Here is an 11,644-nt window from a genome sequence, read left to right on the forward strand (position 1 = left end):
AAGTCTGTCACGGTGAAGTTCTCGAAGCCAAGCTACGAGGCACTGAGGCTGAGGGCGAGAAAAGCCAACCGCAAGTTGGCGGAGTACATCCGTGAGTCCGCCTTGAACGGCGAGGTGATGAGCGGACACAATGCAGAGACGGTAGCCATCGCCAAGAACCTCATTGGCATGGCGAACAACCTCAACCAACTTACCAAGCTGTCGCATCAGAGAGGTTTCCATGAAACCCATGTATATGTGGTGGACTTGTTGAGAAGATTGAAAGAAATCCTTGGCGAGTATCGCCAAGCAAGTTATAAACCGAAGCCAAGCAGTATGGGCAGAAAGGAGGATACCACATGATAGGCAAGCTAAAGAAGGGCAGCTCATTTGGTGGTTGCATCCGCTATGTTACAGGCAAGGACGAGGCGAAAATCATCGTCTCGGATGGTGTGTTACTCGGCACGAATGCCGAGATAACGTAAAGTTTCGAACTACAGAGGCAGCTAAATCCAAGGATTAAGAAGCCTGTGGGACACATTGCATTGAGCTTCAAACCAGAGGACAAGCCACGTTTGACGGATGATTTCATGGCTAAGATAGCCCTTGAATACATGCAGATGATGGGGATAAAAGATACTCAATTCATCATCGTAAGGCATCACAACACAGACAATCCACATTGTCATATCGTGTACAATCGCATCAATAATGAGGGCAAACTCATATCAGACAGGAATGATTACAGGCGTAATGAGCAAGTGACCAAGGCTCTAAAATCCAAGTATGGACTGACCTACGGAACGGACAAGGGCAATACTAATACTCGCAAGTTACGCAATGCAGAGCGTGCCAAATACGAGATTCACAATGCCGTCAAGGATGCCTTGAAAGTTGCAGATAGCTGGCAGAAGTTCAAGAATGAACTTGCAAAACGAGGTGTTCACCTAGAGTTTGTCTATAAGGACAAGGAGCGAACCAAGGTACAAGGCATCCGTTTCAGCAAGGATGGATATAGCTTCAAAGGTACGCAGATTAGCCGAGGCTATAGCTTTGGCAAGTTGGATGCAAGACTTGGCACAGAGTATAATCGTGTATCGCCAAGAGCCGAATCTATGCAGGGAGGACAATCAAGTTGTCACCAAGTAGAACAGACTCAACCAACGGCAGAACATACCCAAGACCCTTGGAGTGGTATTTCTTCCATCGGCTTGTTAGCTCCGTCTAATGCCCAAACTTATGAGCCATTCCCAGAGGATGAATCCGCCAAGAAGAAAAAGAGAAAACGCAGAAAGGGCTTCAGCCTTTGATGCAAGTTACAAACTTAAAATTAGAATCGAACATGAAAGAAGAACTATTGGAAGCCATCTACGGCACAGTTGAGAGATTGGAGCAGAAAGTCGATGAACTTTCTGCCTCCACAAAGAACGCAGGAGCAGAAAACGTTCTTGCAAGTAATGACATAACCAAGTTGGATAAGTCAATCAATGCGATGTTTATCAAAGAAGAGGAAGTCAGAGATAAAATATCCAAATTAAGAGATGCCATTATCGTTTTTGCTGACCTTATTAAGGTTGAACTTGGCAAAAATGAGCAGCGAAGCAAGTTCTTGGTTGATGCTGTCAAGCAGATGAAACAAGAGCATACTGTCACCTCAAAGGCATTGCAAGATAAACTTGAATTGATGAACAAATCACCTCAAAAGAAGGTTGTAACCCATCACTTCGAGCCAACCTCAAAGAATGTTCTTCTTTTCATTGGTGGCTTGGCTCTATCCCTTGTCATTTCCATTTGGGGCAATCTCACCCAATGGCGAGATTACCAAGATTGGGAGGAGGCAGACTTGAAATATAGGGCATTGAAGATGGTGCTTTCTACTGATGACCCAAACATTCACTACATTGAAAAGTACTTCTCTATATGTCGAGACGAAAATGTTATAAATAATGTGAGGAATCGTGTTGCTGCTTACGAGGATTCTGTTCGCCACCATATCGAAATGATACAGATGGCAGCAATTAAAGATAGCATTGCTAATAGCCTATTTAAAGAGGCGAATGAAATTAAAAAGAAAATTAATAAGAAATAATAGACAACGACCATCGGCTACAAGCGCATCCTTTGCTTCGATAAAGTAAAGACGAACGGTCTCCGTATCGTGTTTGATAGTGCAAGAACTTGTCCAATGCATCAGCAACATAGCAGAATCCTGACTTTTCATTAACTCTCAACTGTTCATTCGTGTCCGTGATGCCACTCGTTTGACATTGCGGACACTTTTTATTTTTATGATGGCTATGAAGAAGAAATAGATAATTATAGCAGTTTTGGTTATCTCACTTGTTGCATCTTATATCTTATGTAATACGAAACAAAATGATGCCGATATTAATCCTGTTAAAGTCGAAGAATATACGGCAGTCTAAGAAAACAGTATTGACTTGGATTCCATTGCAGGAACATATTGCGGTGTGTTGCCACCTAATGTTGAAACAACACTCACACTAAATGAAGATGGAACGTATTGCTTGAAGCAGGAATCTACAAACGATTCGGATAGTAGTGAAGTGTTGAACGGTATCTTCAAAGTGCTTGACGGCAGTATTCTGATGTTAGAACATTTGTCAAGTGGTTATAATATATTTTACAAGATAAAGAATGATAGTTGCATTATCTAATAGATTCATTTGGGAATGAGCCAAGAAGCGCAAAGACCGGTGTACTGAAGAAAAAATAATAAAAATAAAACCCGTGGGTTGTTGTGTCTCACTCATGGATTTTATTGATATTTTCTCCTAACTAATTATATATTCTTTTTATAGCAAAAATCTTTATAATTAAGGCTCTTGTAATTTCCTACTAGACTTTTCATCACACTTATAATGTAAATTTCCAGAAGAATCTGTATAAAAATACTTTATTATATTTACTTTAGCTCCCATCCCGTTATGTCTTATTACATATTGAGTGTTTGGTAATAGCCTTATATAGGAAGGATTATACCGAAATTCTTGCTTATAAGAAGACGATTCTATCGCTTTAAATTTCTTTGATATTCTTTTTTTTAAACAAATAGTATCCACCTCTCTACATGTTCCCTTTGTCCGCAAAAAGAAGTCATATGTATAAGATTTGCTAAAGCTATCTAATGGCTCAATAGAAAAATGCAACAGATTGTAAATATAAAAAGTCTGTTCCTTTTCATTGAATTCTACATCATGATTGTCACATGAACAAATCAAAAATAAACACATGAAAATTTCTATTATATATTTCATTCTCAAAAATCTATTGTGAATAGCCAAATCTTGACCATTCTTGTTAAACTTGTTTGTTAAGACATTTTTTATATTGGGCGGTATTCACCAATTGTGAAACCGCCCAATTTGAGGTGTCTATAACAGGGTTTCATACAAATCTTTTTCTTCTATCGCAAAATTGAAGAAAATCAGATTCAAATATAAAACAACACTTTGGATATTTCATCGCTACACAAGTAATTTATTGATTTCCTGCTGCAGGCGATCCAGGAACTTTGCAGCATGTGCCCCGTCCATTTGAGTGTGGTGGAATTGGAATGAAACCGTTAGTGTCGTTCTGAAGAAACCTTTATGGTACTTGCCCCATATCATAAACGGATTGTTGAAGATACCGCTGTACATACCTACCGCACCGTCAATTTCATATTGGGCCAGTGCGGAAGTCCCTATTACCATGCTTTCTGTCAAATCGTGGTTCTCACAGCTTCGGGCTACTTCCATTGTCAATTTCAGATAATCTTCATTGAATAGCTGCAAATCATCAGAAAACGGCACATCACATGAACTGACCTCATTGTCCTTGTTCATAACAATGGTATTAACCGCAATAGCATCATATTGCATCAATTTGTCTCCGACAGGCAGCATATAAAATTCCTTGATACTGCTTGCCGCTTTGCCGATGCACCAGCACATCAGCATATTGAATTTCATACCTGACTTTTTGCTGATTTTAACAAGACGACTGACATCCAAAATCTTGAAAAACGTAACCATTGGCATCGGGGCTTTCATCCAAAGCTCAAATGCATATGCACGGGTGGTTTCTTTGGGATTTATTTCTCTCATAGTGCTTAACTTCATATTTTTATCGTTTTTATACTACAAAAATAACGTTTTATTTTGATAATCCATCCAAATCCCTTGAATATCTGCTGTATTCCGTCGTAATTTAGACAAAATAGAAATATAATCTGCAAAAATGGAACTAAGCAATTGATATTCCAACACGGAAAGATGCATGTTTGCAATGAATATATGTTCTTTTGCCATACTCTTGAAATGACAAAACCGGATAATTGCACAGAGTTGTGGAAAATAACAATGCTGTTATGCAGATTATATCCAAACTACACAAAAAAACTAATTCTTGCGAAAGTAGAACAGGTCTCCGCATGAAGAACTATCCTTATCGTTATAATGGAAGAATAATAGTTGTGGTATCGAATCCTTCATATTGATTTTTTTGCTACTTCTTGTTTCTACATTATAGATGCAAATATTGTTAGAGGAAATCTTTACGGAATAAAAGTTGTTCAATCCAGTATATTCTCCGAATAAATTTCCATTTGTAAAGAACCTAATAGAAACTAATGCTCGTTGAGCATCTTTATACTGACCAGACAATACTGTTTTTTGTAACACCTCAAACATTCTGCTGCTTACTTGTAATGAGCCCAAATATCTGTAGTTGTAATCATTGACCATGTTGTCAGAAGTTATCTCCATGGAGAGTGTCATAGAATCATTTTTCGATTTTAAACATAGCAATTCTAATTCATCCTCTATGCTCTCCACAGAACAATTACACATTTCGTTTGTGGAGGAATTTGTTTTTTTGCAACCAACGAACAAAATACATAATGATATATATATGCTGATAGTTATAAATTTCATCATAGTCAATTCTTAATATTTATCTAAGCCTTCAAAAGAGACATTTGAAATATTGTGTCTTTCAATGAGTTCTTTAACTCGTAAAGAACAAACTATAGCCCCACTATCTTTCAAATAAAAGAGTTCTTCTCCATTCCACGAGGTGAAATCTATTTGGAAAGTCCCATAAATATGGTCTCCGTCAGAATCATGTTCACAGATAGAATCTATTTGCGTTTCTAACAGAGCATAGTATTGCAACCTTGAACCATATATTTTTATGGGGATAAAAGAAACTCCCTTTACTCCATTATTTTCTAACAAATCTTTGAAGTTATCGGAAATAAATCTTAATGGTCCTTGGTCACCTATGAAGTCATAAAATACATCTCCTTCATCGATGTGGAAGAGATTGTTGTCTTTTACATGTTGTAAATCAGGAAAAATTTGAAAAGGGTCGTAACTAACATCAGCTTGTAGCCTAACTTGCCTTTTTTTATGTCCTAACATTATAGTTGTAAAATTCATAGTGCTATCGAATTTGTAATCCGTACTCCAATGATTATGATTCACACAAGTCTTTGCATTTCTCCCAATGGACATCAAATTCCTCTTTGCTAATCAACATATTGGTTTCTATTGAATACAAGTCATATTGCAGGATGATGGACATCGGAGGATTGGACTTGGTAAAGTCTTCTGGCACACATTCATCTTCCTCGACATTGACGAAGGTATAATTTCCATCTGAAGATATGGTAACCGCTTTCAGCACTCTCACGCCATCATATTCGCCATAGCAAATCGTGTTGAACACCTTGATTTTAAAATAGACTTCACATACTAAAATGCCATTCTCGTTAGTTCTATATGGGAGCGACTTCTTGAGTTCAAGGAGTATGTGAGCAAATGCCAACAAAAGTGTTTTCTTCGCTTTCTTAGCAGGGATTATCAGACTGAAACCCTGCCCTAATTCACCATGCCTATCTATTACAATTTTTACGTAAGGCGCTTTCTGGGCAATAATTGTATTTATGTCTTCTATTGCTTTGTTCCAAGTCTCTACAATATTGGGGAGAACCATATAAATACAGCAACAGAGGTGAAACTCCTTGGTTTCAGGCTTGTATTGAATGAAGAAATTTCCCAAAGAAAAAGACTCAAACAATGGGTCACCAATCATCCGAAAATCATTTGGAGAATTCGGACAAATGGTTCTCAGCATATTAACTCTCTTTCGGAACCACCGTTCATGTCGATTGAAATATCTCTGAACAATATCAGCAACAACCACGACACAAACTATTATAACTATTCCGATAGTTTCCGAAAATGCATGAGTAAGAGCTTTTAGCCCCAATATGATGCAAATGCACCATAATACGAATAAGCCAAGTTTTTTGATTATCATAAGGCAATTCACTAACTATTGTTTGACATTGTCTTTCATTTTCTATATAGTGGTACGCTCCGTCTCATCCGTAATTAGTTCTTTCATATCCACAGACAATAGCTGCGCTATTTCAAGAAGTGTGGTAAGATTGGGTTGAGTGCGGTTGCATACGTATGCATTGACCGTACTGAAACTCCTTCCCAACTTCTTTGCAAGCCATGTTTGGCTTATCCCTTTGTCCTCCAAAACTGCTCTTATGCGATTTAACTTCATATTTTTATTGTTTTTACGCTACAAAAATAATATTTTATCGTGATAATCCATCCAAATCCCTTGAATATCTGCTGTATTCCGTCGTAATTTAGACAAAATAGAAATATAATCTGCAAAAATGGAACTAAGCAATTGATTTCCCAATATGGCAAGATACATATATGCGTTTATGAATATGTTCTTTTTGCCATACTCTTAAAATGACGTTACATGAAAATTACTATTGGTAACTACTCTTTTACCTTTGCAAAGACTAATCTTAATATTTTGTAAAATCACAGCATAAAATGTTGTTTTTCAGAAATTAGATTTAACTTTGCACTCGAAATCAAAGCGTTCTTTGTATATTGCAAAGTTGTGAAAGAAAAAGAATATAGCTCGTTTCTAAATCGTTAGCAGTCACATTTTTTAAATACTCAACTTGCTGATATTCAATGAATAAAAGAATTTACTGTGACTCGCAAGGTGGAAGGTAATATTTTTATTTATACCGCACAAATCCGCAATCTCTTTTAAGTAAGAATTAAGTTTTTGATTGCTCAGTACAGGCAGCAATTGGCCTTTGGGGAGCTGACCTTCATATTTCTGGAGTATCGCCTGCGGTATTTTCAGCAGCGGTACGTTTACCGGAGTATCTGTCTTATGACGGTGCGTCATAATCCACGGCTTCCCGTCAAACGAGATTCTGATGTCGCTTGCCTTCAGCTCCTTCAAATCAATATAGGACAATCCTGTGAAGCAAGAAAAAATAAATAAATCCCTTACCTGTTCCAGCCTTTTTGTAGGAAAGGACTTGTCCATTATCTTCTTAACCTCCTCATCTGTAAGATAGCCACGGTCAACAGGTTTGGTTTTTATTTTGTAGTTAGCAAAAGGATCTATAAAAATCCAACCATTATTTTTAGCTATAAGAATTATTTTGCGTAAGATCTGAATAAACTTTGCTGTCGTATTTTCATTACAATTATATTTTGTTCTTAGAAAACACTCAAAGTCTGTAATAAAAGCATTATTAATTTCTTTAAGAGGTATATCTGATATTTTGTATTTAAGCCTCATAAATTCCTCCAGGCGATTATGACAGCGTTCGTATTTTTCTATCGTAGCCAGGCTCTTACTGATTCCAACCAGTTTTCTTTCATCCTCATTGTGTTTTTTCAAAATCTCTAATAGGGTTCTCTGTTTAGTCGTTAGACCGAGAAATGCGTTGCGAACTTTCTCTGCAGTAACAAATGTTTCCTGCATTTCAATATCTCTATAATGATTTTTTAAGGAGGTACGAATATCTTCTAGTGTTTCATTTAGTTGGCGTGATTTCAGACTATTTCCCTTAGCTCTACATAAGTTTTTATCCCAAGCATCGGGTTTGACACTTAGTTTAGAACTGAACTGTGAGATTTCACCATTAAGTGACAGACGAATCATAATACAAACTGTTCCGTCCTTGTTTACCTGATTTTTTCTTAGATAGAACAAAATCTTAAATGTACTCTTACTCATATCCTTTTTAATTTAGCTCCGTTACAGTGGGTGTAATGACTTCCCTCTGCAAAGGAATAATTAATAATTGGGTTATAAGCAGACATTTGAACGTCAATAAGCGACAAATCAGGGACTTACATCGAAAATCGTTACTATTTTTACAGGCTGATTTTTAGTAACGATTTAGTAACGGAACTTTGTCAGAAGTAGGCATTTTAGTGTCTTTCGATTGTCCGTCGGATAAATAAAAAAAGTCCCGTAAAACATTGATTTTACGGGACTTGTCTATTTCTTTCCTCCTAATTTCTTAGGTCGTTGCGGAAGCTGGGGGATTCGAACCCCCGGTACGGTAACCCGCACGTCAGTTTAGCAAACTGGTGGTTTCAGCCACTCACCCAAACTTCCTTCCAATAATATTTTCTGATAAGAGTAGCGTCTACGGGAATCGAACCCGTGTTCCATGCGTGAGAGGCATGTGTCCTAGCCGCTAGACGAAGACGCCGTTTGGTTAGATAAGAGAAATCAATTGATTTTGTAGCGTCTACGGGAATCGAACCCGTGTTCCATGCGTGAGAGGCATGTGTCCTAGCCGCTAGACGAAGACGCCAATTTTTGCGGAAGCTGGGGGATTCGAACCCCCGGTACGGTAACCCGCACGTCAGTTTAGCAAACTGGTGGTTTCAGCCACTCACCCAAACTTCCTTCCTTTTTGCAATTTTGAACCGTTGTTTTTCTCAATTGCGATGCAAAGGTAGCGCCTTTTTTTGATATCTCCAAATATTTCGCGCTTTTTTTCTGATATTTTTTTGTTTTTCTGTTGCCCGACCTATGCGAAGAGGGGCTTTTGTTTACTTCTTGTGACTTGTTTTCCAGTAGTTTATGTATGATTGGGCCACTTGAATATGATCGTGATATTTTTTTATGTATTCCCGGCTCATTTTTGAGAGTACTGGCAGAATATCGGGATTTTCCATGATTTCGGACAACTTTCGCACCACATCCTCCTGATTGGGCTGTACGTTGATAATCGGGCGCAGGGTGTCTTCCTGCAACAGATCGTAAGCCTCGGGTTCACCACCGCCCACTAGTACCAGTCCTTTGGCCATGGCCAGCAGGCCGTTCATGGCCGGTGTGTAACTGTAAAGCTGGTCCAGGAGCAGGTCACTGTCGTTCATCATTTCCTGATACTGGGCAAAGGGTACGGATTCAGCCTTTACGATTTCGCAGTTCGGGTAGCGTGCTGCCACTTCTTCCAGCGCACGCAGCATGATGTCGGTACCTTTGTAAGCATTGCGGGTCTTCTGGATGCCGATAAAGCAACGCACTTTCCCGTCGTTACGCGGGTGTATCGGGGTGATCTCGCTTTGGTTGATCGGAAACGGGATAAAGGTTGTCTTGTCTCCGAAATAAGGATGGTAGCTCACCCAGTACTCGTAAAGACCGGCAATGATGCCGTCGCAGTCTTCGGCGATATACTGGTTCAGGCGGCCTTTGCTTCCTTCCAGCCATTCGTTTTTCCATTGCGTGATTTCGGCCGATTCGCGCAGGCTACTGCCGATGTTAAAATCCGAATAGCGGAAACTCTTGCCGTCGCAGCCGGCCTGAACCCAATAACGGTCCATGCCGTATGCTCCCAGAAAGACACGCCCGTTGTGACGGCGAAGATATTTGTAGACGGGGAGCATGCGCTCTGCCTTTATCTCCAGAAACATGGGATTGATGAGTTGCACCACATCATAGCCGCGCAGGCGGGGGAGCAGACGGATCAGGCGGAGCAGATAACGGATGCCGGACAGACGGTTATAAGAGGTGCGTTTCAAATCCAGAGTGCGCGGATAGTTTTTCCATCCGTCTCCATCCGAAAGAACGGTCACTTCGTGGCCTAAAGCGCGCAGGCCTTGCGAGAGCGTCCAATGTACGTTGCTGTATTCTCCGATCAGTAATATCTTCATAGATTGCTATATCTTAATCTTTTGGGGCAAAGTTACCGAATATTTGCACAAAAGAGTGTATATTTGCTTGTTTTTAATTTATTTATTGCGGCTGCATGGATGAAAAATCGAAGACCGGACTGCCTGACGGAGAAAACATACCGCAAAAAAAATCCACCACGTACGGGCAGATCGTCAAATATACGGGAATACTCGGAGGCACTCAGGCACTGACTATGGCGGTGTCGCTGGTGCGAAATAAGCTGGCAACCGTTTTTCTGGGAGCGGTCGGCATGGGATTGGTTGCCCTTTATCAGAGTCTGATGGCTTTTGTGGCCAATATTACCAATCTGGGGCTGGCGATGAGTGCGGTGAAACATGTGTCCGACACTCAGGAGCACTGCTCATCGGAGGAAACAAACCGCTATGTGGCGATGGTGCGCACATGGGTACTGGCCACGGCTGTCGGCGGCACCTTGCTATGCGTTCTGCTGGCTCCTGTGCTCAATTATTTCTCCTTTTCGGGAAAAGAGGACCATACGCTGGATATTGTTTTCCTGGCGCCGATGATCGGATTTCTGGCAGTGACCGGAGGAGAGTTGGCCTTGCTGAAGGCGGCCCGTAGGCTGAAATGGATTGCATGGGCCTCTTTGCTTTGCGGAGGGCTCACTTTGCTGACTACCATTCCTTTTTATTATTTCTTTCGGGAGCAGGGGATTGTGGCCGCGTTGTTGTGCAGCACCTTTGCCGTGATGTGTGTCTACATTTATTATGCGCGGCGGGTATATCCATGGCAGTTGCTCAAGCCTTCGCCGCACCTCTGGCAGCAGGGGATGGGACTGGTACGGTTGGGGATGGCTTTCATCCTCTCTTCCATTTTTGCCAGTCTGGCCGAATGGGTCATTCCGGTGGCCATTCTGCGTCATGCCTCCTTGGAAGAAGTCGCTTTTTTCAAGATGGGTTTCAGTCTGATGGTCACTTATCCGGGCATGGTGTTCGTGGCGTTGGAGGCCGACTATTATCCTCGTCTCTCGGCGGTGCATCAGGATTTGAAGGAGATGACCGCCTCGGTAAACCAGCAGATCGAGGTTTGTGTGATGCTGATTGCTCCGGTGCTCATAGCCTTTATGCTGGCCTTGCCGGTAGTGGTTCCTCTGCTTTACACGCGGGAGTTCCTGCCTATTGTGGATATGGCCGTATGTGCCGGTATCTATATGCTGTTTCGGGGCGTGACGCTTCCGTTGGCTTATCTGCCTTTGGTGAAGAGCGACCTGAAGATATATTTGCTTGTGGAGCTGCTTTATAACCTGTTTTTTGTAGCGCTGGTTGTGGGTTGCTTTGTGCTTTGGGGACTTCCTGGCGGCGGGTTGGCCCTGTCGCTGACCGGTCTGTTGGACATGCTGATGCTGCTCACCCTGTATCGCATGCGCTACGGTTTCGTGTTGCGCCGGAGCATTGTGGGCAATATTCTGGTGCAGGGCGGCCTGATTCTGGCCACAACGCTGCTTTGCTACCTGGTGGACAGTCCGGTGCGCTATCTTCCGGCAGCCTTGGTCTGGCTGGCTTCGGCGGCTTATACCTTCGGGTTTCTGAAGAAGAATACCGGTTTGTGGCTTCGGCTTAAAAACAGGTTCGGGAAATAGAAATATTATTATGTTTAACTTTAAATA

General features: G+C 41.0%; 11 protein-coding genes, 4 tRNA genes and 1 pseudogene. 5 read left to right on the forward strand and 11 right to left on the reverse strand.

The window, feature by feature from the left end; genetic code table 11:
* The 4 genes and pseudogenes from mobC to DXA74_RS16630 form a co-directional block, all read left to right on the forward strand.
* Positions 1-342, forward strand: a 342-nt coding sequence (mobC, locus tag DXA74_RS13025; protein ID WP_233550547.1) for a plasmid mobilization relaxosome protein MobC, incomplete at its 5' end; no start/stop codon positions are given.
* Positions 339-1,289, forward strand: a pseudogene (locus tag DXA74_RS13030) (relaxase/mobilization nuclease domain-containing protein). The gene mobC and the pseudogene DXA74_RS13030, both read left to right, overlap by 4 nt.
* A gap of 32 nt (positions 1,290-1,321) precedes the next feature.
* Entirely contained in the window at positions 1,322-2,068 is a 747-nt protein-coding gene (locus DXA74_RS13035) for a hypothetical protein (protein WP_118528330.1), read from the forward strand.
* A 352-nt stretch (positions 2,069-2,420) separates the two neighbouring features.
* Positions 2,421-2,657 (forward strand): copper resistance protein NlpE N-terminal domain-containing protein, encoded by a 237-nt coding sequence (locus DXA74_RS16630; RefSeq protein ID WP_233550548.1) that lies wholly within the window; start codon positions 2,421-2,423, stop codon positions 2,655-2,657.
* A gap of 159 nt (positions 2,658-2,816) precedes the next feature.
* On the opposite strand, the gene DXA74_RS13045 is transcribed toward DXA74_RS16630, so the two are convergent.
* The 11 genes from DXA74_RS13045 to DXA74_RS13100 form a co-directional block, all read right to left on the reverse strand.
* Positions 2,817-3,257 carry a hypothetical protein gene (locus tag DXA74_RS13045; RefSeq protein ID WP_118082132.1) on the reverse strand — a complete coding sequence of 147 codons (441 nt, stop codon included), beginning with the start codon at positions 3,255-3,257 and terminating at the stop codon, positions 2,817-2,819.
* 210 nt (positions 3,258-3,467) lie between these two features.
* The gene (locus DXA74_RS13050; protein WP_117728752.1) at positions 3,468-4,088 is read right to left on the reverse strand and encodes a CatA-like O-acetyltransferase, family 2; all 621 of its coding nucleotides are present in this window, start codon (positions 4,086-4,088) and stop codon (positions 3,468-3,470) included.
* Positions 4,089-4,928: 840 nt separating this feature from the next.
* Positions 4,929-5,423, reverse strand: a complete 495-nt coding sequence (locus DXA74_RS13060; RefSeq protein WP_022131116.1) for a hypothetical protein — start codon at positions 5,421-5,423, stop codon at positions 4,929-4,931.
* Positions 5,424-5,457: 34 nt separating this feature from the next.
* Complete coding sequence (locus DXA74_RS13065) at positions 5,458-6,120, reverse strand: hypothetical protein (protein ID WP_147344186.1); 663 nt, start codon at positions 6,118-6,120, stop codon at positions 5,458-5,460.
* A 228-nt stretch (positions 6,121-6,348) separates the two neighbouring features.
* On the reverse strand, positions 6,349-6,561 hold the full coding sequence (locus DXA74_RS13070) for a helix-turn-helix domain-containing protein (RefSeq protein ID WP_118528294.1): 213 nt from the start codon (positions 6,559-6,561) through the stop codon (positions 6,349-6,351).
* A gap of 408 nt (positions 6,562-6,969) precedes the next feature.
* The gene (locus DXA74_RS13075; protein ID WP_118528296.1) at positions 6,970-8,061 is read right to left on the reverse strand and encodes a site-specific integrase; all 1,092 of its coding nucleotides are present in this window, start codon (positions 8,059-8,061) and stop codon (positions 6,970-6,972) included.
* A 300-nt stretch (positions 8,062-8,361) separates the two neighbouring features.
* Positions 8,362-8,448: transfer RNA gene (locus DXA74_RS13080), tRNA-Ser, on the reverse strand.
* Between the two features lie 25 nt (positions 8,449-8,473).
* Positions 8,474-8,545 (reverse strand) — tRNA-Glu (locus DXA74_RS13085).
* Between the two features lie 33 nt (positions 8,546-8,578).
* Positions 8,579-8,650 (reverse strand) — tRNA-Glu (locus tag DXA74_RS13090).
* Between the two features lie 8 nt (positions 8,651-8,658).
* Positions 8,659-8,745, reverse strand: a tRNA-Ser gene (locus tag DXA74_RS13095).
* Positions 8,746-8,891: 146 nt separating this feature from the next.
* Positions 8,892-9,995 (reverse strand): glycosyltransferase family 1 protein, encoded by a 1,104-nt coding sequence (locus DXA74_RS13100; RefSeq protein ID WP_118528298.1) that lies wholly within the window; start codon positions 9,993-9,995, stop codon positions 8,892-8,894.
* Between the two features lie 95 nt (positions 9,996-10,090).
* Here DXA74_RS13100 and DXA74_RS13105 point away from each other — a divergent pair, with 95 nt between their 5' ends.
* The gene (locus DXA74_RS13105) at positions 10,091-11,617 is read left to right on the forward strand and encodes an oligosaccharide flippase family protein (RefSeq protein WP_118528300.1); all 1,527 of its coding nucleotides are present in this window, start codon (positions 10,091-10,093) and stop codon (positions 11,615-11,617) included.
* The last annotated feature ends 27 nt before the right edge of the window (positions 11,618-11,644 follow it).

The organism is Bacteroides sp. OF04-15BH (assembly GCF_003477995.1).
Classification (GTDB): Bacteria; Bacteroidota; Bacteroidia; order Bacteroidales; family Bacteroidaceae; genus Paraprevotella.